The 24597-nt window shown below is 70.4% G+C and carries 18 protein-coding genes and 1 rRNA gene; 10 read left to right on the top strand and 9 right to left on the bottom strand.

The window, feature by feature from the left end; genetic code table 11:
- Positions 1-4: 4 nt before the first annotated feature.
- A complete protein-coding gene (locus tag ABD235_RS36725) occupies positions 5-1516 on the bottom strand; it encodes an ABC transporter substrate-binding protein (protein WP_344182756.1) in 1512 nt (503 codons plus the stop codon).
- A gap of 162 nt (positions 1517-1678) precedes the next feature.
- A complete protein-coding gene (locus ABD235_RS36720) occupies positions 1679-2218 on the bottom strand; it encodes a hypothetical protein (protein WP_344182755.1) in 540 nt (179 codons plus the stop codon).
- A gap of 105 nt (positions 2219-2323) precedes the next feature.
- Between ABD235_RS36720 and ABD235_RS36715 the strand changes: the two genes are divergently transcribed.
- The gene (locus ABD235_RS36715; protein WP_344182753.1) at positions 2324-2701 is read left to right on the top strand and encodes a hypothetical protein; all 378 of its coding nucleotides are present in this window, start codon (positions 2324-2326) and stop codon (positions 2699-2701) included.
- 76 nt (positions 2702-2777) lie between these two features.
- On the opposite strand, the gene ABD235_RS36710 is transcribed toward ABD235_RS36715, so the two are convergent.
- Positions 2778-5399 carry an MXAN_6230/SCO0854 family RING domain-containing protein gene (locus tag ABD235_RS36710; protein WP_344182751.1) on the bottom strand — a complete coding sequence of 874 codons (2622 nt, stop codon included), beginning with the start codon at positions 5397-5399 and terminating at the stop codon, positions 2778-2780.
- Positions 5400-5802: 403 nt separating this feature from the next.
- On the opposite strand from ABD235_RS36710, the gene ABD235_RS36705 reads away from it, so the two are divergent.
- Positions 5803-7050: an MFS transporter gene (locus ABD235_RS36705; RefSeq protein WP_344182749.1), complete on the top strand. Its 1248-nt coding sequence runs from the start codon at positions 5803-5805 to the stop codon at positions 7048-7050.
- Between the two features lie 71 nt (positions 7051-7121).
- Here the strand turns inward: ABD235_RS36705 and ABD235_RS36700 are convergent, their stop codons facing one another.
- Complete coding sequence (locus tag ABD235_RS36700) at positions 7122-7310, bottom strand: DEAD/DEAH box helicase (protein WP_344182747.1); 189 nt, start codon at positions 7308-7310, stop codon at positions 7122-7124.
- Between the two features lie 119 nt (positions 7311-7429).
- Here ABD235_RS36700 and ABD235_RS36695 point away from each other — a divergent pair, with 119 nt between their 5' ends.
- A complete protein-coding gene (locus tag ABD235_RS36695) occupies positions 7430-8749 on the top strand; it encodes a GGDEF domain-containing protein (RefSeq protein ID WP_344182745.1) in 1320 nt (439 codons plus the stop codon).
- Between the two features lie 121 nt (positions 8750-8870).
- Here the strand turns inward: ABD235_RS36695 and ABD235_RS36690 are convergent, their stop codons facing one another.
- Together ABD235_RS36690 and ABD235_RS36685 are read right to left on the bottom strand one after the other, a co-directional pair.
- Positions 8871-9224, bottom strand: a complete 354-nt coding sequence (locus ABD235_RS36690; RefSeq protein WP_344182743.1) for a hypothetical protein — start codon at positions 9222-9224, stop codon at positions 8871-8873.
- Between the two features lie 45 nt (positions 9225-9269).
- On the bottom strand, positions 9270-10256 hold the full coding sequence (locus ABD235_RS36685) for a zinc-binding dehydrogenase (RefSeq protein ID WP_344182741.1): 987 nt from the start codon (positions 10254-10256) through the stop codon (positions 9270-9272).
- Positions 10257-10324: 68 nt separating this feature from the next.
- Between ABD235_RS36685 and ABD235_RS36680 the strand changes: the two genes are divergently transcribed.
- Complete coding sequence (locus ABD235_RS36680; protein ID WP_344182739.1) at positions 10325-13312, top strand: DEAD/DEAH box helicase; 2988 nt, start codon at positions 10325-10327, stop codon at positions 13310-13312.
- Positions 13309-14607: an SWIM zinc finger family protein gene (locus ABD235_RS36675; protein ID WP_344182737.1), complete on the top strand. Its 1299-nt coding sequence runs from the start codon at positions 13309-13311 to the stop codon at positions 14605-14607. Before ABD235_RS36680 ends, ABD235_RS36675 begins: the two co-directional genes overlap by 4 nt.
- Here ABD235_RS36675 and ABD235_RS36670 read toward each other — a convergent pair.
- Both ABD235_RS36670 and ABD235_RS36665 read right to left on the bottom strand, forming a co-directional pair.
- Positions 14599-14943, bottom strand: a complete 345-nt coding sequence (locus tag ABD235_RS36670; protein ID WP_344182735.1) for an iron chaperone — start codon at positions 14941-14943, stop codon at positions 14599-14601. The genes ABD235_RS36675 and ABD235_RS36670 overlap by 9 nt on opposite strands.
- A 3-nt stretch (positions 14944-14946) precedes the next feature.
- Positions 14947-15924, bottom strand: coding sequence for a GDSL-type esterase/lipase family protein (locus ABD235_RS36665; protein ID WP_344182733.1), 978 nt, complete (start codon positions 15922-15924; stop codon positions 14947-14949).
- Positions 15925-16311: 387 nt separating this feature from the next.
- On the opposite strand from ABD235_RS36665, the gene ABD235_RS36660 reads away from it, so the two are divergent.
- The 5 genes from ABD235_RS36660 to ABD235_RS36640 all read left to right on the top strand — a co-directional run bounded on the left by ABD235_RS36660 (position 16312) and on the right by ABD235_RS36640 (position 23245).
- The gene (locus ABD235_RS36660; RefSeq protein WP_344182731.1) at positions 16312-17502 is read left to right on the top strand and encodes a hypothetical protein; all 1191 of its coding nucleotides are present in this window, start codon (positions 16312-16314) and stop codon (positions 17500-17502) included.
- Positions 17499-18155, top strand: coding sequence for a hypothetical protein (locus ABD235_RS36655; RefSeq protein ID WP_344182729.1), 657 nt, complete (start codon positions 17499-17501; stop codon positions 18153-18155). Before ABD235_RS36660 ends, ABD235_RS36655 begins: the two co-directional genes overlap by 4 nt.
- Positions 18148-18801, top strand: coding sequence for a hypothetical protein (locus ABD235_RS36650; RefSeq protein ID WP_344182727.1), 654 nt, complete (start codon positions 18148-18150; stop codon positions 18799-18801). The genes ABD235_RS36655 and ABD235_RS36650 overlap by 8 nt, the downstream gene beginning before the upstream one ends.
- On the top strand, positions 18798-22232 hold the full coding sequence (locus ABD235_RS36645) for a coiled-coil domain-containing protein (protein ID WP_344182725.1): 3435 nt from the start codon (positions 18798-18800) through the stop codon (positions 22230-22232). The genes ABD235_RS36650 and ABD235_RS36645 overlap by 4 nt, the downstream gene beginning before the upstream one ends.
- Before the next feature lie 359 nt (positions 22233-22591).
- Positions 22592-23245, top strand: a complete 654-nt coding sequence (locus ABD235_RS36640) for a hypothetical protein (RefSeq protein WP_344182723.1) — start codon at positions 22592-22594, stop codon at positions 23243-23245.
- A 1280-nt stretch (positions 23246-24525) separates the two neighbouring features.
- On the opposite strand, the gene rrf is transcribed toward ABD235_RS36640, so the two are convergent.
- Positions 24526-24597 (bottom strand): 5S ribosomal RNA (gene rrf / locus ABD235_RS39975); the annotation flags it as partial.

Below are 24597 nucleotides of genomic sequence, written 5' to 3'. Positions count from 1 at the left end.
GGGATCATCGCGACAGCGTGGACAGGTCGAGCGACTCGGTGATCGCGTTCTGCGGCAGGCCCTTCACGTCCTTGTCGGCGACCATCAGGTTCGGGATCAGGAACAGCCAGTCCGCGGCCGCCTGCTCGGACAGCCGCCGGGCCGCCTTCTTCATCTCGCTGACCTGCGTCGCCTCGTCACCGGCGTCGGCCGCGGCCAGTTCCTGCTGCAGCGTCGGGTCGTCGTACCGGGTGTAGTACTTGGCGTTGAACACGGCGCCGAGGTCGCGCGGCTCGACGTGCGCGATGATCGACATGTCGTAGTCGGCGTTCTTCAGTACGGCGGTCAGCCACGCGGCCGGGAACTCGAGCTGGTCGATCTGCACCTTCAGCCCGGCCTGCTCCAGCTGGCTCTTCACCACCTGGCCGCAGGAGGTTGCGTACGGCAACGTTGGCAGGCGCAACCGAAGTGTCTTGCCGGTGGCCCCCGCTGCCTGCAGCAACGACTTCGCCTTGGTCAGGTCGTACGGCGCGACGCTGGTCAGGTCTTCGTACCAGGGGTCGGTCGGCGGCACCATGCTGCCGATCAGCTTGCCGCGGCCGGCCCAGCAGGTGTCGAGCAGCGCCTTGTGGTCGATCGCGGCGCGGACGGCCTGGCGGACGCGGATGTCCGACAGCGGCGCGCGGGAGTTGTTGAACGACAGCAGGACCTCGCCGTTCGTGGTGCCCTCGATGACCTGGTACTTGTCGTTGCTGGTGAACTGGCTCAGCGCCTCCGGCGCCTGGACCGTGCCGATCACGTTGATCGTGCCGGTGAGCAGCGCGTTGTTCAGCGCGGTCGGGTCCTTGAAGTACTTCAGCGTGACCTGGCCGAAGTGCGGCTTGGTCCCCCAGTAGGCGTCGTTGCGCTGCAGCACGATCGAGTCGCCGCGCTTCCACGAGCCGAACTTGTACGGGCCGGTGCCGACCGGCTCGGTGGCCAGCTTGTCGACGCCGGTCTTGGAGAACATCGCGCCGATCCGCGTCGTCATCCGGAACAGCCAGTCGTTGCTCGGCTTGGCCAGCGTGACCTGCAGCTCGGTCGGCGAGACCGCCTTCGCGGTCTGGACCACGTCCATCGCGGACTTCAGCGAGGTCGTCCAGGCCGTCTTCACCCGGTCGATGCTGAACACCGCGTCGTCGGCGGTGAACGCCTGCCCGTTGGTGAACTTCGCGTTGTCGACCAGCGTGAAGTCGTACGTCTTCCGGTCGGCCGAGACCTTCCAGGACTTGGCCAGGTCCGGCACGATCTTGCCGGTCTCGTCCTGCTTGACCAGTCCGTTGTAGACGTTGCCGAGCAGCGCCTGCGGGATCGCGGCGCCGTCGGTCGTGGTGAAGTCCAGACTGGCCGGCTCGGCGACCAGCCCGATCGCGAGCGAGTCGTTCGCGCCGGGCGAGCCCGACCCCGACGACGAGCCGGAACCGGCCGAGCAGGCCGCGACGGCCAGCAACGCGGCCGATCCGAGCAGCGCGACCACGGGGCTGAAGTAGGACTTCACGCAAGAACTCCTGAACTGGTCGGAGGGTGTGGGCCCCTAGTCTGCCGCCCGACGAGCGACAGACCCGGAGCCACGCCCTCGGGCAAACCGGTTCACTAGGTTCGTCCGCGCGTTTGCAGGTGTCAAGGACCTTCCGGCCGTACGGCGTACAGCCGGGGTCGGTCAGGTGTCGTGTTCCACTACGCGGACTCTGGGGACCTTGAGCTCCTTGCGGGCTCGGGTGGGCCAGTCGGAGCAGACGAAGCGGGCGGCCGTCTCGGGCCAGGCGACGACGACCACTTCCTGGCTCTTGGTGCTGTTCACCAGGGTGCGCAGGGCGAGCAGAATCTCGCCGTGGGTGATCGAGACGTTGACCGTGCCGGGGTTGCGGCCGCGCAGGCGGCGCGAACTGTGCTCGATCACCGAGGCGAGGTCGTCGCGGGGGTCAGCGAGCGCGGTCGCTGCCGGCGCGGACGTGCTGCCGGTCGCCGGGCCGGTGAGGGTGGTGGTCCGGTTCGTCGGCGGTGATGCCGACAGACCGGCGACGTCGGCGAAACTGGACCCGAGCAGAGCCATCGGCCCGGCCAGTCCCTCGGTCGGATGGCTGGAGACGAGCAGGTGGTAGTTCACTGCGTCGTCGTGTCTCGCATGCAGGGCGGCGACCCTTGCGGCGTCGCCCTCGCTCATCTCACGTTCGATGAGCACCACCACGTCGTGTGTCATGGTTGGCTCCCTTCGCCGACTCTTCCTTTGTACTCCGGTCCGGCAACTCCGTCGCCGTCGCACCGCGGCGCGTCACCGGAATGTGAACTCCGCAACCTTCCCGGGATGCGTCGCATCGGGGTGAGTGGGGGACGTTCCGCACGAGCAGATCCGGGTGACCTGGCGGCGGCTCCACGCGACGACGGCGGCCGCGACATGGGCAGGGCCCGTCGGATCGAAGGGACCGTGAGCTACGTCGAGTGCGTGGTGCCGTGCATGGCCGGTGCCGCAGGCCGGTCGGCGGATCGTGTTGCAGTACCGGAGTACGCCGGGTGTTGCCTGGCAGCGGGCTGCGGTGATGAACAACGGGCTCGCCGGACCTTCCGGTTCGGGTCGCTCGCGACGACCGGCCAGTACCGGGTGGTGGTGGCGCCCGCGGCGGCCGAGCGGTACGGCTATCACGTGGCGTTCGGCGGGGTCCGTACGCCGGTGGTCGCACGCTAGAGCGGGGCCGGGGCGGGTGTGCTGCCGGTGGGTGAGAGTCCTGCAGCGCGCCCTCCGGTCCGAACAGGTGAGGCGCTCAGTGGGTGCTGAGGCGAGCTCTGGTGTCGGGGGTTAGTGGGGACAGCAGGGCCGGGGCTGCGATCAGGTTGTGGGTGGTGGGGTCGAGCAGCCTCGGGTGGAGGGCGTAGACCGTAGCGCCTGGGGGTGGGGTGATGTCGTCGGCGGTGGTGACGGCGACGAAGTCGGCGCGGTGGGCGGCGTCGGTGTCCCAGATGCGGTCGGGTTCGCGGCGGGTGGTGAGGCGGTGGGCGAAGGTGGTGGTGTCCTCGTCGGGGGTGCGGACGTAGCCGACGACGGAGCCGTCGGCGCAGCGGACGACTACCTCGTCGGTGCGGGCGGCGGCGTGCCAGCAGGCGATCTCCCAGAGGGAGACGCGGTCGCCGGAACCGTGGACTTCTTCGAGGGCGGCTGACATCAGGGCGAGCCGGCCGGCGTACTTGGCGATGCTGTGGCCGTACCCGGCGGCGCTGAGGTTGACGTCGTACCAGCGCAGTTCCTTGGTGTGCAGGTCGACGCCGAACGGCATCAGGATCTTCGCCGGGCCGGTGAGGTCGAAACGGTCCTCGACGGCGGTCGGGTCGAACAGGCCGGACGGGCGGCGCATCACGCCGGCGAAGCCGCGTTGGAGGCGGTCGAAGGAGACGTTGTTGTAGCTGAAGACCACGGGCAGCAGGTATCGGCCGCCGACTCGGCGTACGGCGGTGAGGTCGAGGTCGACGAACTCGGTCGCGCCGAGTGGACCGGGCGCGGAGGTGAGGTCGCCGGAGTGGACCAGCGCGTCCTGGTCGAAGCGCAGGCGGGTGTAGTCGCAGAGGCCGACGAAGCGCCACTCGGTGTCGAAGACCGCGACGGACAGGTCGAGGTCGACGCGCTGATGCGACGGCTCCTGCCAGTGCAGGAACAGCCGCAGCTCGTCGTCGACCGGGATCGGCTGGGCACTCCCCCGGGTCATCCGCAGCAGCGTCGACGAGGTGCCGCGTTCGCTGCCCGGGGCGGCGAGCAGGTTGAGGTCCTCGTCGAGGAAGGCGCGGCGCAGGCGCGGCAAAGCGCTTGCCCTGCGCAACAGTTCGGCGACCAGCAGGCCGGCCAGGGCGTGCGCGAGCGGGGCCGGCAGCGGGTCGCGTTCGTCGACGGTGGTCCACACCTTGGTGGTGCCGCCGCGGGGGAAGAACAGGCGCAGATCGCCTGGCGGCGTGCGGATCTGGCCGAGGGCGGCGGTCAGGACGACGGGCGAGACGTCGGAGACGGCGGTGCCGAGAGCCTCCACCAGTACGCCGTGCGCGTCGGGCGGCAGCACGCGCGCGAGGTGGACGAGCCGACGGACGAGCTCGCCCGGACGCTGGCGTAACAAGTCCAAGGCAGCAACAGGTCGGCCGGCGGCGAACGCTCCCTCGACGCGGCTGGCAAAGGTGTTGGTCGCAAGCCGCACGCCGGCGGGCGCCGCGGACCCGGCGGACCCGGCGGACCCGGCGGACCCGGCGACCGAGGCAGGAGGATGCTCCAGCCGGATCCAAGGGTGCTGCGCGACCTCGGACAGTACGGCGCGATGGGCCGGCGTTGCCGGGTCGAGCGTCGTACGGCGGATCACCGCGAACGCCGTCGCGGCTGACGGGTAGCTAATCGCGTACTCAAAGGGATGCAGGTTCTCGGCGAGACGCTTCCAGGCGCGTTCGTGGCGGTGGAGGTCTTCGACGAGCGCTTCCAGCGGCACGCGGTCGAGGCGGGACAGGATCGCGCGGCGGACGGCGCGCGGGAGCGAGCGGCGGCGTACCGGTGGAGTGCGCAGGCCGGGATCGGCGTCCATCAGGACGTAGAGCAGGCGGAGGGCGTCGGTGGCGGTCTCGAGCTGGTCGATCACCGATGGGTGTTGCTGCATGAGGTGGGCGACGACGACCGCGCGGGTTTCGCGGACCGGGATGATCGGCGGAAGCCAACCGAGGTCGGCGTCCTGCACGAGTACGGCGAGGTCGGCGCGATCGACCACGGACAAGGGCGATCGGCGCGCGAGCAGCTCGGCTGCCGTCGTCCGGGCGGCATCGAGCGGCGCCAGAGCGAGCAGGCGGAGCCGGTCGCCATCGACAGGAACTGCCGACACATCGTCGAAGGACGGCTCGAGGAACGGGTCGTCCGGGTCGATCCGCCGCAGGCACAGCGGGCAGGCGCTGAAATCGGAGCCGTCCCAGCACGATCGGCAGACCAGATGCGCGCACGGTGAGACAGGGTGCACCTTGCCGACCTCGCCGCAGAGCACGCACGGCTGCTCCGGCTCCTGCAGGAGGCGGGCGAAGACGCGGTTGACGTACAAGGTCTCCGTGTTCCCGGGCACGCTCTCCGGGAAGCCGCGGAACAGCGGGACGTGCTGGGCGTCCGCGCCGGACTCCTGGTCGAGCAGAGCGAGCAGGTCCCGTCCGAAGCCGGTCAGGGCCAGCGGGTTGAGGCCGGCGGCGTACCGGTAGAGCGCGACGGACATCAGGAAGCCGCGCTGGATCAGGTCGGCCTGCAGTGCGCCCAGGCCGGCCTGCGTGGTCAGCGGACGCTTCAGCCACTGCCAGGCGGATCGCCGGACCGGCGGGGTGAGGCGGCCGCCGTCGACCAGTCGTCGGCGGCGCAGCAGCACCGCGGCGAGCGCGTCCGGCATCGAACCTCCCGGCAGTGGGCGAAGGAAAGCAGCGCCAGGGGCGGAGAGCGGACGCGCTACTAGGCCTTGGAAAGGAGAAGGAAGCACGTCCAGGAGCCGCCCCTGGCACGAAGAACGCTACCGTCCACCGCCGACAGTTTTCGAGAGCCGGGGAGCCGAGCTCGACCCGGGGAGAAGACTCCGGTACCAGGGTCGGGGCCGCCCCGCCCAGACCCCGGTACCGAAGGACTCCAGGATAGAGGGCCCGGACAAGCGCATCGACACCCGGGCCGGTGAAGTGGCACTGATTCGCCGCGAGCAAACCCTTGATCCAGGCGTGGTGTCAGAAAGGTCACGCCGAAGGGATTCCCCTGCCGTCACAGCGGGCAGGTGTGGCAGCACTGATTGTGGTTAAGGTCTCTGCATGGTTGGTGGGGTGGGGGTCGAGCGTGCGCGCTGGCGTGACGTGTTCGGGCAGACGGAGTTCCGGGCGCTGTTCCTGGCCGGCGTCCTGTCCGTCGCCGGTGACCAGCTGGCGCGCGTGGCTCTTTCGGTGCTCGTCTACGAGCGCACCGCGTCGGCCGGACTGACCGCTCTCACCTACGCCCTGACCTACGTTCCGGACCTGTTGTTCGGACCCCTGCTGGCCGGATTCGCCGATCGGTACCCCCGTCGCCAGGTGATGATCGTCACGGACCTGGCCCGGGCTGTGGTGGTCGCCCTGATGGCCATCGAGGCACTGCCTCTGTGGACCGTCATCCTGCTGCTGCTGGCTCTGCAGGCGTTCGGCTCGCCGTTCAACGCTGCCCGCGCCGCGACACTGCCCGTGGTGCTGCCCGGCGACCACTACGTCCTCGGCAAGGCCGCCAACGACATGGTGGTCCAGTTCAGCCAGGTGCTCGGCTTCGGCACCGGTGGCGTGATCGTGGTCGCCGTCGGCGTCTCCGGAGGGCTGCTGCTGGACTCCGGCACGTTCCTGCTGTCCGCGGCCCTGATCGCGTTCGGCGTACGACGGCGGCCGGCTCCTGTCCAGGACGGGGGTGCAGACGAGCCACGCCGCAGCTACTTCAGCGACCTGGCCGCCGGTACCTCACTGGTCCTCCGTACGCCGAAGCTGCGCGCCCTGGTCGCGCTGGCGACCATCGCCGGCTTCTACGTCACCGTCGAAGGCCTCGCAGTCCCGTACGCCGACGACATCGGCCACGGCAAGGAGGCCGCCGGCCTCCTGCTGGCGGCCAGCCCGGCTGGAGCCGTGCTGGGCATGTGGCTGATCACCCTGCTGCCACCTGAGCGCCGGATGAAGCTGATCGGGCCGCTGGCGGCAGGAGCATGTCTCCCGCTGGTCCTGTGCGCCTTCGAGCCCGGCCTGCTGCCCACCGTCGGGTTGTGGGCGTTGTCGGGGCTCGCGTCGGCCTACCACCTGCCCACGAGCGCCGCCTTCGTCCAGGCTGTACCGGACCACCAAAGGGGGCAGGCCTTCGGTGTGGCCAGCACTGCTTTGAAGAGCAGTCAGGGCCTCGGCATCCTGCTCGCGGGCGTGCTTGCGGAACCTCTGGGCACTCCGCTCGCCCTGGCCGTGATGGGCGCCCTCGGCACTCTCGCCGCGGTCGCGGCGGGCGCTGCCTGGGCACGCGCCCACCGGGCTGCGACCGGCGCCGCGGAATCGCGGTGAGGGTGATTTCGAAAAACCGGTTCGGAAACACCGGGCAGGAATGTAAGAGGGCAGTAAAGATTTACCGACCGTTACCAGTCGTTGCCGCCCGTGCGGACATTTCCGGCGAACCAGTCGTTGCCGCCGCCGACGAGCCAGTCGTTACCACCGGTGAACCAGTCGTTACCACCGGCGAACCAGTCGTTTCCGCCCTGGAACCAGTCGTTTCCACCGACGAACCAGTCGTTGCCGTGACCCGTGCCGCGCGTCGTCTTAGCCATGATTCTCGACCCTTCTGAAAACAGACGTTTGAGGATTACCCCCGGGGGTGGGGGTGACCTGAAGTGAACAGACCGTTACGATGAACACATAACCGTTCAGAGCTAACAGTGTGAGGCTCATGATGATTCTGATCGGTCGGAGCAGTTGGGTGCCACCCCGGCAATGGAAGCTCTGGTCGCTGCCGCCTGCGGCATTGGGTTACGTGATCGTCGTCGACGTCGTCGCCGTCGCCATCACGGCCTTGGCCGCGCGCAGTTCGCTGCTCGGTGGACCCATCAGCAAGGCCGAGTGGACGGCGTTCGCCGTCCTCGCCGTGGCCTCGACACTGCACCTGGAGTCCGCGCGAGGGATCGAGCGGCGCCGGGAGCTGGCCGCCAACACCTCGCCGCACACGAACCTGAAGTGCCTGTGGGTCTTCGCCAGCCTGCTGCTGCTCCCGCTGTCGCTGGTGATCCCGCTGGTGGTGACCTCGTACCTGTACTCCTGGTTCCGGGTCTACGGGCGGACCATTGCCCACCGCAAGATCTTCTCGGCCGCCACCTACGTGCTGGCCAGCGGCGCGGCCGCCGCGGTGCTGCGGGCCGGTGGACTGGTCGACGAGCCCCGGCTGCCGACCGACTTCTGGTCGCTGCTGGTCGTCCTGGCCGCCGCCGCGACCTGGTGGCTGGTCAACTACGCGCTCGTGATCGGCGCGATCCTGCTCTCCTCTCCTGAGGCGACCGCCCGGGACGCACTGGGTGAGCTGTCGCACCAGCTGGTGATCTGCGCGGGTCTCGGCCTGGGCATCGCGATCGCCGCGGTCCAGACGTCGTACCCGTGGGTCGTCCCGGTCCTGATGGTGACCGTGCTTGCCCTGCACCGCGACCTGCTGCTGCCGCAGTACCAGCGGGCTGCCGGCGTCGACGTGAAGACCGGCCTGGCCACGCCGTCGTACTGGGCGAACGCCGTGCCGCTCGAGCTGGCCCGGGCCGAGTCGCTGCGCAGCAGCGTCGGTCTGCTGATGCTCGACCTGGACAAGTTCAAGGAGATCAACGACACCTACGGGCACCCGGCCGGCGACCGGGCGCTGCGGGCCGTCGGCGAGAGCGTGCGCGCCGAGGTGCGGCAGGGCGACCTGGTCGCTCGCGTCGGCGGTGACGAGCTCGCCGTGCTGCTGCCCGGCGCTTCGGAGCTGGAGGTGCTGGAGGTCGCCGAGCGGATCCGTGACCGGCTCAGCGCCTTGTCCGTCTCGGTGGAGACGGGTGTCAACCGGACCGCGATCATCAGCGGGGTCCCGGCGTCGTTCGGTGCCGCTGTCTACCCCGACGTCGCCGGCACCATGGACCAGCTCATCCTGGCCGCCGACAACGCCCTGCTGACCGCCAAGCGCGGCGGCCGCAACCAGATCGTCTCCGCCCGCCCGATCCCGCCGGTCGACCACCACCCGATCGACAACTGACCACCGTCGACGGCGTGTCTCTGCACGCCGTCGACGTCCGGGGCTGAAGACAGGTGTGGTCATCGGCGGACCTCCCACCCAAATGGTGCCCGCCTGAACCGTACGGCTAACGCACGCTCACCTAAGCGTGATCTCCGTCCAGTAGCTTGTGCAGCTCGGCGACGGCCTTGGTGATGTCGTCGTAGCTCTGCTGGGCCGCGCGGGACTCGGCGCTGATCACCCCGCAGCGGTGCACCCGCCGGAAGTCGCCGTACGGGAACTTGTACCGGCCCTTGGTCTCCTCGCCCATCGACGAGTCGACACCGAGGTACCACTGGGCGTAGTCGTCCCAGCCGTGCTTGTCGAGGTAGTCGTTCTCCTGGTCGGCGCTGGGCGCGTGCTCGCTCCAGTCGTCCCGCTCGTCGCGCTGGAGCTGACCCTGCTTGATCAGGTGCTTGGCGTGGTCGAGGGCCTTCTTGTTGAGTTCGACAGTCATCGGTTCGGACCTCCTCACCGACCCGGTTCCCGTTGTGCCGATCGGCTAACGGATGCGGATCAGGGCCTTGCCGACGAGCTCGCGCGCCGTCATGGCTCGGTGTGCTTCGGCCAGTTGGTCCAGCGGGTAGAGGCGATCGATGACCGGGACGAGATCGCCTTGGGCTGCTCGGGCGAGGACCTGGGCCGCGGTGACCGTGGTCGTGGCGGTGTCGACGCGGAGGTCGCGGATACCCTTGACCGTGATGCCCCGGCGTTCGGCGTCGGCTTCGTCGTACGCCGCGAAGCCGCCGCTCGGAGCACCGTGGGCGGAGAACCAGCTGTGGTCGGCGGCGACCGTGAACGCCGTGGCGCCGAGCGTCCCGCCGGCACCTTCGAAGGTGATGTCGGCGCCGGCGCCGTTGGTTGCCTCCAGCACCAGTTTCTCCCAGCCCGGTTGGCCGTAGTCGATCACGACGTCGGCGTGGTGGGCCTTCACGAGGTCGAGCTTGGCCTGGCCGCGGGCGGCGGCGATGACGTGGGCGCTGGCCCGGTGGGCGAGCTGGACGAGAAGGATGCCCATGCCTCCGGCGGCCGCAGTGATCAGGACGTGCTTGCCGGTGAGGTCGGTGGCGAGCTCTTCGAGCATCAGGGCGGTGTAGCCGTCGCCGGAGACCGCCACCGCGGTTTCGAGGGTGAGCCCGTCCGGGACTTCGAGCAGGCTCTCCGCGGGCGCGACAACCTGTTCGGCGTGGGCGCCGAAGGAGGCGGTCCGGCCGGTGACGGTCTTGCCGATCCAGTCGGCGCTGACGCCGTCTCCGACCGTGCGAACGACGCCGCCGAACGAGCTGCCGGGGACGTACGGCGGCGTGACGTCGAAGAAGCCGCCGTGCAGACCGGCGCGGATCGCGGTCTCGACGAAGATCAGGTCGGTGAGCTGGACATCGACGAGAACCTCGCCGGGGCCGGGCGTCGGGGTGGGCAGGTGCTGGATCTCGATCACGTCGGCGTCGCCGAAGGCGGTCACCACTGCTGCGCGCATGGTCGTTGTCATGCCGCCACAGTGCTACCTGAACTGTGGTTGAGGTCAAACTGTCGGTGCGGCCGCGTACCCTGCGGTGCGTGGTCGAGGTCGTCTTCCTGCCCGCCGACCCGCCGCGCGCGGGCCGGCTCGCGCTGTACGGCGAAGGCGTGGCCGCCGACGAGCGGATCGAGCTGGTGCAGCCGCGGGGTGAGCGCGTACGGCGGGTGATGGTGCCGGCGAAGCTGCTGACGATCGAGGAAGCGATCGAGTACCTGAGCGCCGACGAGGTGAGCACCGGGAGCGCGAGCTGGAACGGCGGCGCGGGCGGGGACGCGGGCGGGAGCTGGAACGGCGGCGCAGGCGGGGACGAGAGCGGGAGCTGGAACGGCGGCGCAGGCGGGGACGAGAGCGGGAGCTGGAACGACAGCGCGGGCGGGAGCGGCGGCGCAGGCGGGAGCGCGAGTCGCCGGGCGTGGGCGGCTGCACTCTGGGCCGGGTTCGGGCTGATCGGGCGGGGGCGCATCGTCCCCGACGTGACCCCGTCCGGGTACGGCGCCTGGCGGGTGGCTCCGCTGGATCCGATGGATCGGGGCTGGCTGAAGAACCTCGCGAGCGCGATGCCGGCGTACGGGCACGCGCTGCCCGTCGAAGGGTCGAAGCCTCTGCGACTGGTCGGCGCCGACGAGCTGGTGCGGGCCTTCTGGGACGCGCTGGCCGACACGCTGACGAGGACTCCCGCGGCAGCGGTCGCCGTGCGGCTCGGGGCGGCTGCGTTCGCTGAGGTCGAGCCGCGCGAGCTGACCGGTCCGACCGACTGGCTGAGCGAAACCGCACTGGCGGAGGAGGCCGGTGCACGGCTGGTACTGCGGATCGAGCCGCCGGAGCACCTGGAGGACTTCCGCGCCGTGCTGCAGCTGCGCAGTGGAGTCGATCCGAGCCTGCTGGTCGACGTGGCCGACGTGTGGAGCGCACCTCCCGCCGTACTGGCCGCACTGGGTGAGCGGGCCGAGACGGACCTGCTGCTGGCCTTGCGCAGAGGTGGCCGGGTCTGGCCGCCACTGAAGGCGGCGTTGGAGGACGCGGCACCAGCTGAGATCACCATCGACGACGACGCGCTGGATGACCTGGCCGCAGACAGTACGGCGCTCGACGGCGCGGGCATCGAGGTGCTCTGGCCGGCTGAGCTGTTCGCTGGAGAGCTGGCCGTGCGTGGCTCGGTGCAGGCCACGCCTACTCCCGCAGCGGTCAGTGGACCGGACTTCACCCTGCACGACCTGCTGGCGTTCAAGTGGCGGCCGACACTCGACGGGTCGGAGCTGACCGAGCAGGAGATCACCGCGCTGGCCGAGGCGAAGCGTCCGATGATCCGGATGCGCGGCCGCTGGGTGCGCATCGACCAGGACCTGGTCCGCAAGCTCCGCAGGGGTACGTCGCGCAAGCTGACCGGCGCGGAAGCACTGGCCGCGGCATTGACCGGCCGGGTCGAGGTGGACGGCGAGCTGGTCGCGTTCGAGCCGAGCGGTTCGCTGGAGACGATGGTCGGCCGGCTGCGCACCGGCCCAGGAGCCAACCGAGCGCCTGACGAGTCCGCCGCCGAAGAGCCAGAGCCGTTCGTCGAGCCCGCTGGGCTGCACGCGACGCTGCGGGACTACCAGCGCCGGGGTGTCGCCTGGATGGCTCAGCTTGCGGAGTTGGGGCTCGGCGGCTGCCTCGCCGACGACATGGGCCTGGGCAAGACGATCCAGGTGATCGCCCTGCATCTCCACCTGTCCGGGCGCGGCCGTGGGCCGACGCTGGTGGTCTGCCCGTCAACGCTGCTCGGGACCTGGGAGCGCGAGTTCGCCAAGTTCGCCCCCGACGTCGCCGTACGCCGGTATCACGGTGGGGCACGCTCCTTGAGCGACCTCGGCGAGGACGAGGTCGTGCTGACGACGTACGGCGTGGTCCGGCAGGACCATCGCGTGCTCGGCGAGATCCGGTGGGGCCTGGTCGTCGCCGACGAGGCCCAGCACGCGAAGAACCCGCTCTCCCGGACCGCCCGCGCACTCCGGACGTTGCCTGGGGCAACCAGAATCGCCCTGACCGGTACGCCGGTGGAGAACCGGTTGTCCGAGCTGTGGTCGATCCTGGACTGGGCCGCACCCGGTCTGCTCGGCACGCTGGAGCGGTTCCGCCAGAGCCTCGCCGTACCGGTCGAGCGGTACCACGACGCCGAGGCGACTGCCCGGCTCGCACGAGTGACCAGGCCGTTCCTGTTGCGGCGGCGCAAGATCGATCCGGGGATCGCGCCCGAGCTGCCGCCGAAGACCGAGCACGACGTCGTCGTACCGCTGACGACCGAGCAGGCCACGCTGTACCAGGCCGTCGCGCGGGAGACGCTCGCGAGAATCGAGCAGGCGAAGGGCATCGAGCGGCGCGGCCTCGTGCTCAGCCTGCTCACGCAGCTCAAGCAGGTTTGCAACCACCCCGCGCAGTTCCTGCACGAGCCCGGTCCACTCCCCCGGCGATCCGGCAAGCTCGCGGCTTTGGACGAACTGCTCGACGTGATCCTCGCCGAGGGCGAGTCGGTGCTGATCTTCAGCCAGTACGTCGAAATGGGCCGGCTGATCGAGGCGCACCTCGCGTCGCGCCAGATCGGGTCGCTGTTCCTGCACGGCGGCATCGGCGTCCGGCGGCGCGAGCAGATGGTCGAGCAGTTCCAGGCCGGTGAGCAGCAGGTGTTCCTGCTGTCGCTCAAGGCGGGCGGCGTCGGGCTGACGCTGACGAAGGCGACGCACGTCGTGCACTACGACCGCTGGTGGAACCCGGCGGTCGAGGACCAGGCGACGGATCGTGCGTACCGGATCGGCCAGGACCAGCCGGTACAGGTGCATCGCCTCGTCACGGAGAACACGCTCGAGGACCGGATCGCGACGGTCATCGCGGCGAAGCGGGATCTCGCGGATGCGGTGGTCGGCTCGGGCGAGGCGTGGCTGAGCGAGCTGTCCGACACCGAACTGACGGAGCTGGTCGAGCTGTCGACCGCGCCGGTGAAGGCGGGCGCGGCGAGTGCCCACAACCCTTCTGCCGTTGGGAAAACGCCATGACGCCGGAGGACCGCGCACCCTGGCGCGGCTGGCGAGGTGGTGGCGAGAACGCCGGCCTTCCCGCGGTCAAGGGACCGGGTGCACGGCGGCCGTTCGGTACGACGTGGTGGGGCAAGGCCTGGCTGGAGGCGCTGGAGCAGCGGGCGCGGCTCGATCCGAACCGGCTCGGTCGAGGGCGGTCGTACGCGCGGCGCGGCAGCGTGCTGGAGCTGACGGTCGACCCGGGCGTCGTACGCGCCGAGGTGCAGGGCAGCCGCGTCACGCCGTACGGGGTGACGGTGAATATCCGGGCGTTCACCGATGCCGAGTGGGACGCGGTGCTCGACATCGTGTCGGCGCAGATCGGGCGGGTCGCCGCGCTGCTGGACGGCGAGCTGCCGCCGGAGCTCGTGGACGACGTACAGGCTGCTGGGCTGGATCTGTTGCCGGGCGCGGGTGAGGTGCGGACTGCTTGCAACTGCCCCGACTTCGCCGTGCCGTGCAAGCATGCGGCGGCGGTCTGTTATCTGATCGCGGATGCGCTGGACGACGATCCGTTCGCGTTGATGCTGCTGCGCGGGCGGCGGCGGGACGAGTTGCTCGACGCGCTGCGGGCACGGCGGAAGACCGCGCCGAGCACCGTGAAGGTGAAGCCAATCGGCGTACTGGCCCGGAAGGCTTTCGCCACAGAGCTGGGTCCTGTGCCGACGCCACTGCGGCCTGGTGGACAGCCGGGCGTGCCTGCCGCGGTGCTCGCGCTGGCGCCGCCTCGGTCGTCGGGCGTCGAGGGCTCGGATCTGGTCACGCTGGCGACCGACGCCGCGCGGCGCGCGTGGGAGCTGGCCATCGGGGACGGCGGGTTGTCGCTGACCTTCGAGCAGGATCTGGCCCGGCGGGCCGCTGAGGTGCTCGGCCGGTCGGCGCTTGCCGATCTCGCGCACCGGGCCGGGGTGTCGTCGCGGAAGCTCACGAACTGGGCAGTCGCGTGGCGAGAGGCCGGGCCGAGTGGGCTGGCGGTCGCTGCCGAGTCGTTCACGCCGGAGCCCGGCGCGCTGGCCGAGGGCGAGGCGGCGTTGGCGGCGCTCGACAACGACGGCGGCCGACTGGCCGGCGCGAGCCGAGGCCCGGCGTGGGCCGATGCGCCGCGGGTCGACAAGAACCGGGTGACGTCGGGGCGGCGGCAGCTGCGGCTCGGGCGCGACGGGCTGTGGTACCTGTTCACCGAGCACTTCGGCGACTGGACGCTTGCCGGTCCTCCTGCGGCGGATCCGCGGGACCTCGTGCAGCCAACCGCGCCTGCATCGCCGCTACCGTGAGTCGACGTACGCCTTCGCGAGCCGGGCGATCAGGTCGTACGGGATCGGCCGGCTGAGCGGGAACTTCAGCGTGCCCTTGCCCGCGACGTACGGCGCGATCGCCGCCGCGAGCTCGTCGTCGACCGGCGGCACCGGGTACAGCGAGATGTGCTGCTTCCAGCCGCTGAAGTGGACCAGCGACTTCCCGTCCAGCGTGAGCGTCGGCATCTGGTACGCGATCTTCTCGCCCGCGTCCGGTACGGCGTCGTGCAAGGTCTGCCGGATCCGCTCGACCACCGGCCGCACGTCCGCGGGCAGCGCGGCCAGGTACTCGTCGATCGTTGCGTAGTCCGCCATACCTCAGCGTAGCCGCAGGCCCGTGATCTCCTGCAGCACCGGGATCAGCCGGTCGGCGATCTTGGCGTGACCGGCGACCGACGGGTGCAGACCGTCGGTGCAGTCGGCCTCGGTGATCCAGCCGGTGGTCGGCACGTAGTGGACCGCCGGGTCGTCGAGCGACTTCACGCCGGTCTCGATCTCCGCGGCGTACTTGCCGCTGAACGGGCTCACGGCAACGATCGTGCTGCTCGGGTACGCCGTCCGGACGACCCGCACGTACTCGGCGTACTGCTCGGGCGTGAGCGTGTCGTCGTTCACGCCGAGGTTGAGCACGACCAGGTCGGGCGCGGCGATCCGGAGCGCGCGGGAGCCGGCGAAGTTCCAGCCGAAGGACTCCGGCCCGGCGGGGACACCGCCGTTGCCCGGCTTGACGACGCCCTGCCGACCGAAACCCACCTGGTACGACGTGGCGCCGAACGCGCGAGCGGTCAGGTACGCGAAGGCCTTGGTCCCGTCAGCGCCTGCCGACTCGGGATCCTCGCTGAGCGCACGGACGCCCTGGGTGATCGAGTCGCCGTAGAACTCGAACCGCGGACCGCCGGGCTGTGCGCCGAGCCGCAGCGTCGTCTTGTCGTTCAGGATCAACCCGGCGAAGCTCACCGCGCAGGCGAACGGCGGCTCCCACCGGTTGACGAACTCGTTGACGTCCTTCACCACGAGCTCGACCGTGTGCCGGCCGTCGTCAACGGTCAGCTCGAGCACCGGCTGCTCGATCAGGTGCAGCGTCGGCTCGCCGTCGTCGACGGTGACCCACAGGTGCGGCGCGACCTCCAGGCCGGCGGTGTCGAACAGCACCTGCAACCCGGTCCCGCTGAACCCGAACGACAGCCGCGAGCCGGAGTTCACGGTGACGGCCAGCCCCGGCTGGTGCCCCCACTGCCCCTCCAGCAGGATCCGCGGATCCCCCGGCGCGACCACTTCACCCGGCACGAACGTCACGTCACATCTCCCTCGGTACGGCGACCGGCCCATTCTCCCGGGCCGGACCCGGGTGTGAGCACCCGGCCCGGACCTGCACCACTCACCAACCACCTCGCCCCGCGGCCCCGTGAGCGTGAGCCGACTGGATCGGCCCTCGCCCACGGGGGTTGGTGAGTGCTGCAGGTTCAGAAGCCCGAGTCGACCGGCCGCCGCTGAGCGTGCAGCCGTCCTCCCGGGCAAGGAGGCTGATCACGCGGGAATCGACGGCGGCGCCGCGCTCGGCGTAGTCGTGCCGGAGTTGTCCACAGGATGCCGGTCGGTCGGTTTTCGGTCTGTGGGTCCTGGTCGCTAGAGTCCCTTGTCTGGTCGCCGGATTCGGGGCGGTGGCCGACGGGAGGAGGTGCGATGGACGCCACTTTGCTGGACGCCGAGGCGGAAGCCGCGGTCCTGCGGGTCTACCGGCAGGTGTTCGCCGTGCTCGCCCGCGAGGCCGGGGCGATGATCGTCGACCCGGAGCTGCTCGACGTCGACCAGGCGATCCTGGACGCGTTCGCCGAGGCCGGCAGCGACGGGATGACCGTCGAGCAGGCGACGCAGGCCTGCCGCTCGTTCCCGCACGACCTGGTGGTCCGCCGCTTCGAGGTGCTGCGGCAGTACGGCGCCATCACCAAACTCGTCGACCGGCCGAACGAGCTGCGTCACCGCGCGGCGTTCGCGCCGTACGTGATGCTGATGTTCCTGCGCCGGATGTCCGTGCAAGGCGGTCAGGGCGAGCTGCACCAGCTGCTGACCCTCGAGGCGCACAGCGTCAGCGACCCGCGCGCCACCGAGGACGAGGGCCAGGCGTCCATCCTGCGGCTGACCAAGGTCTTCCGCCTGCTGGGGAACGAGCTGGCCATCCTGGTCTCGACCAGTACGACGGCCCAGCTCCGCGAGAACGCGCAGCTCGCGTGGGGCAACGAGCGGCTGATCGAGCAGGCCGAGAAGGTGCACCGGATCGTGCTCGAGCGCTGGCCGACGCTGCACCGCGACTGCACCCAGCTGCGGATGGCGCTCGCGGCGTACGCGGACGCGGTCCAGCTCGCCGCGGGTCGGCTGGTGGAACGGGCCGGTACGACGCGGGCGCTGGGGTTGCTGCCGATCGAGACCTGGCTGTCGTTCACACGTGGGAGTGACACCGAGGTGTTGGCCGGCGTACTGGATGGGCTGCTGTTCGACGCGGCCGCGCCGGACTTCTCGCCCGAGACGATGCTGGAGGCGGTCGAGACCGGCCGCCGGACCGGCACGGCACGGATGGCGCCGCCACGGCCCTCGGCGGAGACCGAGGCGCCGGAGTCCGCGGCGGCGACCGACCGGGAGGATCTGCGCGCCGAGGCCGAGCGGGTGCTGGCCGGGCGGGACAGCGTGAGCATCGTTTCCGTTGTCGATGACGCCGGGGACTGGGTGACCGCTCGGCGGGTCTTGGCCGAGCTGACGGCGGCGCACCTGCACGACGAGCTGGACTACGAGCTGGTGTGGTCGGACGGGATGCGGATCGATCCATCGGCGGGGACGCCGTGGGCTACCGAGGGTTCGTTCCGGCGGGTGACGCGATGACATCTTCGTCGGAGGTTGTGGAGAACGGGCGCGTCTACAACGCGTTGTGGTGGGCGAAGGTGCAGTCGGGCGGGGCGTTGAAGGTCCCGGTGGACACGCCTGCGGTCGCTGGGCTGGCGCGTGCGGTGGAGCCGGACGGGTCGGGTGTGTGGATGCTGCCCACGTTGCCGGACGGTGCTGGGCACGGCGTACTGGAGGAGCTCGGTTCGCCGCCGGTCGCGGTCGAGATGCCGAACGAGACGGCGCGGGTGCTGTCGATCTGCGTGGCTTGCTGCTGGGTGGAGCGGGATTCCTCTGCTTGGCCAGGCGTTGTTGGCACTCTGACCCAGATCAAGGCGGTCTACGCGGGGATGCGCGGGCGGCCTGAGCAGTCGAGCGATCTCACGTTGATCATCGGAAGCCTTCGGCGGCTGCACTCCACCCACTGGCTGCTGTGGGACGAGAAGGTCGGCGAAGTTCGGCTGGGGCCTCGGACTGTCACCTGGGGTCCTTCGGATCTCGCCACGCTGCGGGAGATCTGCCGAGTCCTTCCGGACCCGCCGGCCGCCGTACTGGTTGAGCGCAAGCCGGAGGTGCCGGCAGACCCGCTGCCGTCGGAGGACTCCCCCGACGGTCCGATCGACCCGGCGCCCTCGGAGGACTCCGATGGCTGAGCAGCACGCCCTCTTCGACCCGATCCTGCGCGATCTCAGCGACCGTTCACGCGACGAGGTGCTCGCGGCGTTCAGCGCCGTCCAGTACGCCGCGAACCCGGTTGCCGAGGTCCAACTCCCCGGCCTGCGCGACGTCACGCTGCGCCGCCAGGTCCAGAAGATGCTGACGCTGATCGGCCGGGTGCTGGTCAAGGTCGACGGCACGCACTGGACCTCCGGGTACGCCGACGACGTCGCCGCGACCCTCACCGCGCAGGGCTGGCAGCCGCTGTCCGCCGTCGACCGCGCCGTACTGGTCCTGGTCCTCGTGCACTCGGTCGCGATCCCTCGCAGCGAAGGCATCCTCACCGGCGACAGCTGGAAGTCGGCGCGACCGACCACGGTCGACGAGCTGCGTACGACCAAGATCAGCGGCGAGGAACGACGCCTCGCCCTGCAACGACTCCGCGCGGCCGGGCTGATCCAACTCTCCGGCGACCACTCCGGCGGGCCGAGCTACATCCCCGGCCCGCAGCTCCAACGACTCACCCCGGCCGCCCGCCGCCGCCTGCAGGACCAGTTGATCCTCGCGGCCGCACCGGCCAGCCCGATCGCGGAGGCCATCCGCGCGCGCAAAGGCATCACCGAAGACGAGGGAGCGGCATGAGCCCAGCAGCATCCGAGGGCAAGCAGGACAACGCCCCCGAGGGCCCGACCACGAGCTCCACACCCAAGGCCTCGACCACCTCCAAGGCGCCCAAGGGCTCGACCACCGGCTCCGAGGCAACCGCCCCCGAGCGGCCGACGACCGGCTCCGAGGCGGGCACGCCCGATGCCTCCAAATCGGCGGATCTGACGCCTGCAGACAGCTCGGCAAGCAAGGACGCGAAGCCCAAGGCCACTCGTCGTACCGCCGACAGCCCGTCCGACGGCGCCTTCGACATCCTCGGCTCGAAGGTGCTGCTCGGCGTCCAGGTCGTCGACCTCTCCCGCCTCTCGACCCACCCCATCCCGATGGTGGGCCAAGGCCTCGTCACCGTCGCCGGCCAAGGTCCGGTCGACTCCAACGGCGCCGGCAAGTCCTCCTGGATCGCCGCGCTGTCCCTGCTCCACGCCGACGACCAGTGGCGCCTGACGAGCGGCGCGCCCGGCGCGGCCGAGCTGCTGTTCACCGCGGAAGCAGCCGGCCAGGAGGGCAACTGGTCGAACGTCGACCGCGGCTACATCGTCGGCGTCTTCTCCGACCCCGACCTCACCGACCTCGCCGAGATCGAGGCCGCCGCGATCACCGTCTGGATCCGGATCAACCGCAAGGCGTCGTACCTCGACCTCCGCTGGAAGAACGGCCTGCACGTCCCGTACGGCGCCACCGAGTCCGAACGCGCCGCCGGCGCCGACGCTCTCTGGGCAGCACTCCCCCACTCCAACGGCCGCACCGACTACCACGCGAACAAGCTCTCCCAGGTCCTGTACGGCGGCCAGGTGCGCTGCGTCTCGTTCCTGTCGACGTCGGTCCGCTCCAGCCCGACCGCGAACCTGCTCGCCGAGCCCCTCAACGAGCTCGGCCCGGCCCGTATCTTCAACGCGATCGCCACCCTCACCGGCCTCGATCACGAGCTCGAGCAGGAGCAGGCTCACCGCTCCGCCGAGCACACCCAGCGCGAGGCGACCAAGCAAGCGGCCGCCGACCTGCAGCGCTGGGAGCAGGAGATGGCCACGGTCGAGGCCGGCATCCTCCAGCGCGCCGCGGCCCGCTCTGCTTTGGCTGCCGCGAAGGAGTCCTGGCTCGCTCGCTGCGCGCGGCACCTGGTCGACGGCGACGCCCGCAACAGCGAGATCCTGCATGAGCTCGCCGCTTTAGACGAGCGCGTCGCCGAGCAGGAAGCCCGCCGGGAGGCGGTCGACACCGAGATCGACGCCTTCGGCAGCGAGGAGAACCTCCTCCGCGACGTACAGCTGACGCGCCAAGAGCGCGACAAGCTCGACGCCCGAGACCGCGAACTGGACCTGGCGCAGCGTTCGGTCCGCGAGCAGCTCGAGCGCCTCGGGCAGGAGCACCGCCGGCTCGTCGACGCCGGCCGCTCGGCCGACGGGCGCGAACTGGACGTCGCGCTCACCGAGCAGGACGAAGCGCGCGCCGTACTGGAAGAGCACATCGGCCGCGACCACGCCGCCCGGCTCGCCGTCGACCAGGCGACAGCCGACCTCCGCGAAGCCGAGAGCGGGCAGACCGTCTCTGCTCCGCAGCAGCAGATCCTGGAGAACGCCGGCATCGCCTGCGGTGCCCTCACCGACATCACCGACCTCCCCGCGGGCGACCGCGCCGAATGGGAGCCGCGCCTCGCGCCGTACAGCGAAGCCGTCGTCGTCGACGCCGACGACGCGACGCTGGCTGCCTCGGCTCTCGCAGACGCCGGCTACCCAGGCTTCCTCCTCGTCCTCGCCAACCGCCCCGGCGACGGCTCCACATCCTCGGACAAGAGCGCAGCCTCCGCCAAGGCCGCCGGCTCGGCGGCGAAGGCCCGCAAGTCGGGCGCCAACGGCCCGACCTCAGCGGACCCGCGTTTCTCGCTCGACACCTTCTTCTCCACGCTCGCCGCACGCGCCAGCAAGGAGCTGATCGACGACCCCGCCGGGGTCATCTCGGTCGGCCAGCACGACGAGCCGATCACCGGCCGCACCGCCCGCATCGAGGCGGCCCGCCGCCGCGTCGAAGCCGCCGTCGAGGCACGCGCCGCCGCATCCGCAGCGCTGGAGCAGGCCCGGTCCCGCGTCCAGCAAGCCGAGCGCCGTACGGCGGCCGCCCGCGCCCTCGGCACGGCCTCCGACCTGCAGGAGCAGATGCTCGCGCTGCGCGAGGAGAACGACCGCCACGAAACCGATCGCGACGCCCTCGCTCCCCAACTCCAGGCCGCGAAGGAGTCCGCGGAAGCGGCCGCCGGCCAGCAGCTGGTCCGCGACGAACGCCTGAAGAACCTCGAGGCCACCCGCCGCGAGCACGACCGCCTGCTCGACGACCTCCGCGGCCGCCGCCTGGTCCTGCTCGAGGAGCAGACCGGCCTCGACCTCGTCTCCCGTACGGCGGCCTGGGGCGGTACCGCGGACGAGGCGTCCGAGTTCCTGCTGGCCCTCCCGGCCGACACCCAGCGCCGTACGACGGCCGACTGGAACCACCAGACCTCGACGCAGCTCGACGACGTCATCCGCCGCTGCTTCCCGAACGCGCGCTCCCGCGAGGAGATCCCCAGCGAACTGTGGGAGATCCTGAACGGCCCCGACGGCTGGTCGACCGGCACCCTCGGCACCCGCGTCGGCCTGGTCCCCGCGCTGCAGCGCACGCTGGCGAGCCACCTCGCCCAGCACGAGACCTTCGACAGCCTGCAGCAACAGCAGATCGCCAGCCAGCGCGCCGAGCGCAACGCCGCCCTCGAACGCGCCCGCGAAGGCCTCGGCGAGGCCGAGAGCACCGCCCGCGCCCACCGCGCGTCGCTTGCCGATGGCATCAAGTCGCGCCTGCGACTCGTCTCGAACGAGTTCGACCGCCTCGACCAGGAGTACGGCGGCTACGGCGCGAAGCTCGAGTTCCCCGAACCCGACCCGCCGTCCGAGCCCGACAAGCCCTGGCGCTGGACCGTCACCCCCAAGTGGCGCCGCTCCGAAGGTGGCCCGTACTCCGCCTTCAACGTCAAGGGCAACACCGCCCAGATGGACGAGAAGGCGGTCAAGCTCGTCTGCGCCGCAGCCCTGGCCGGCGGCAGCGACCGCCCCCTGCTCCTCATCCTCGACGAACTGGGCCGCAACCTCGGCTCCCAGCACCGCCGCGAGGCAGTAGCCCTCTTCGAACAGATCGGCCGAGACCGCAACATCACCGTCATCGGCGCCCTCCAGGACGACATGGAACGCTACGCCCTCGCGTCGTCCCGCCTGTACGTCAAACTCCGCCGAAGCTCCGACACGATGCCGTACAACCAGGCCCCCGTCGTCAAGGGCAACGAAGAGTACGCCGCCCGAGTGGAACTCCTCCGCTCTTGGCTCGACTCCTACCGAGGCCCGGCCCCCACCCTCGACCTCCCCGCCCCGACCCTCGACACCCCGTAGTCCCCAGCAGGCTCCCCCACCACCCCGTAATCCCAGCCGGCTCCCCCACCACCCCCAGGCTCCAACTACTTGTACTCTTTCCGGCCGAAGCGGCCCCAACCCCCGCGACCTTCCCGGCCGCATCGCCGCGAACGCCCAGTGGCACCCTCACTCCACAAACAGCGCAAGTTAGAGCGGGATACTGCGGAATAGGTACCCCGGTGGTCTGGTCCACCCCACCGATCGGCCACACTAGACCTGTGATGCGTCTGCTGAACGGGGATGTCGCCCGCTTCCACCGCTCACATCTGGCCAACCCGTCATCACGCGGCGTACCGTCCGTGGGGCAACTCCAGCCGGTAATCGATCGGAGGGCGTGAATGGCATCCTGGCTCCTGCGCGCCCAATGGCCGCACCGTGACGAGTCCGTCGAGCAGCGCGCAGTCCGCGTCGGCCGAACACTCACCGCAGTCGCCGTGGCCTTCCCCGACGTCCACGCCTGGACCCAGGACGAGCGCTGGGGCTACCACGTACTGGAAGCCGACGGCACCACTCCCCTCGAGGAGATGGTCGAGGCCACCACGAAGGTCCTCTCCAACGGTTCCAGCACCACCCGGCTCCACCTCCAGAGCACCGGCGAACTCCCCTGGCTCTTCGACCTCTCCATGGGCAGCACCCTGACCACCGCGTCCGACCAGCTGACCCTGCACTGGAGCGACGAAGACGCCCTCATCCAGTCCGAGCGCTTCGCCCAGGTCCTCCGAGCCGTCGTCACGATCTGGGAACCCGAGTGGGCCAGCATCGCCGACACCGAACTAGCAACCGCCGCCGGCCTCTTCCGCCGCGGCATCCCCACCATGGGCTGGCTGACCTACGTCCGAGGCATGATCGCCGGCGCCCACGGCATCGACATCGACCTCACTCCGTTCGAACGAGGCACCCTCCTCCAGGCCCCCGTAGCCCCCATAGACCTCTCCCCAGTCCACATCTGCGCCGCCGCAGCCCTGGTAGGAATAACCCCAGAAGACCTCTGACCCCACCGAGCGGCCTCCACCGGGCCGCCCTCAGGTCTTCCCCGTACCCTCCTCGGCACGAAGCCGCCCAATCACCGCGCTCGAACCCATCGACGACCACGGCCAGAGCCTGCTCGCCACCGCCGAACCAGCGGCATCCGCGGCGACTCAGCGACGTCCCGCCGAGCTGTACTCCGTCGTCAGCACCACGTCGTCGGCCCATCCCGCCCAGCGACGTAACTCTTCCTAGGATTCCAACGGGGCAAGCAGCACCTCGTCCCACCCCGCCCTACGCTCACCAAGTGCGGCAGCGGGCAGCCTCTCCGCCGAGGTCACCCAGCGGGAACACTAACCATCGAGCAAACAAGGGCTGCTCCTGCCCACCAGCGGCTACGCAAAGGCCGACCACCTGATCGCGAAGTGAACCGAGGCCGGTGCGACCAACCGCAGTTCCGTGAACCCCTCGGCACTCAACCGCAACACCACGTCCCGCCAGGTCGCCAAGTCGCCAGGTCGCAGGGGACAGCCCTCGGCTGTCCACAAGATACCGACACCGCCGGACAGCCGTTCACGTCAGCAAGAGCTCAGTCTCCATCGAACGACCACGAGTGACCAGTCTCAGCCAACACCGCACACCCCGACCGCACTCGCGGTCATCCGCCGTACGACGCCTGGCTGGCCAACACCGGGCGCCCCGCGCTCTCACAGCCCGCGCCAGGCCAAATGCCGCGCGCACCGCGGCTCGCACAGCCCGCGCCAGGCCGAATGCCGCGCGCTCCGCGGCACCCTGTTGAACCCACTCGCCGCCGACTAGCTGAGCCCGATCTACGCCAACCGGGCAGACCCAACCGCAGCCACAGCCGGCGTCGCCGAACTGCTCGAACTGGCCGCCGCTCAGCTGGTCGACCGTCGCCGTACCGTCGATCAGCTCGAGTCAGGCGGGCGAAAGCTTCCACCCGGAGCAGTCCGCACACGAGCTCATGAGCCGGTAGCCGCGACAGAGCACACCCCACGCGACCTTCGTCCGGATGGCGATGACAGGTGCGGCAGTCGGTGCAGGGTGCGGCGGGGACAGTCTGAGGAGGGCCGACGAGAGCGCGGCGTGACGGCCTGACGAGGGCCGACAATACGTGAGGCGAGCGTGCCTGTCTGCCTGTCTGACGAGCCGACACAAGAGCGTGTTGCGAGATCTCTGAACGCACAGAAGCGGCCGGCCCGTGGGCCGACCGCTCGAAATACTGAAGTTGGTGGGAGAAATGTTAAGGGCCACCCCGAATGGGGTGGCCCTTAACAGTGTGAATGTCCGGCGACGTCCTACTCTCCCACGACCTCCCGGTCGCAGTACCATCGGCGCTGAAGGGCTTAACTTCCAG

Origin of the sequence: Kribbella lupini (assembly GCF_039529595.1) — a bacterium.
Classification (GTDB): Bacteria; Actinomycetota; Actinomycetes; order Propionibacteriales; family Kribbellaceae; genus Kribbella; species Kribbella lupini.
Note: the sequence above shows the minus strand (reverse complement) of the source record. Positions and strands in the feature narration are given on the sequence as shown.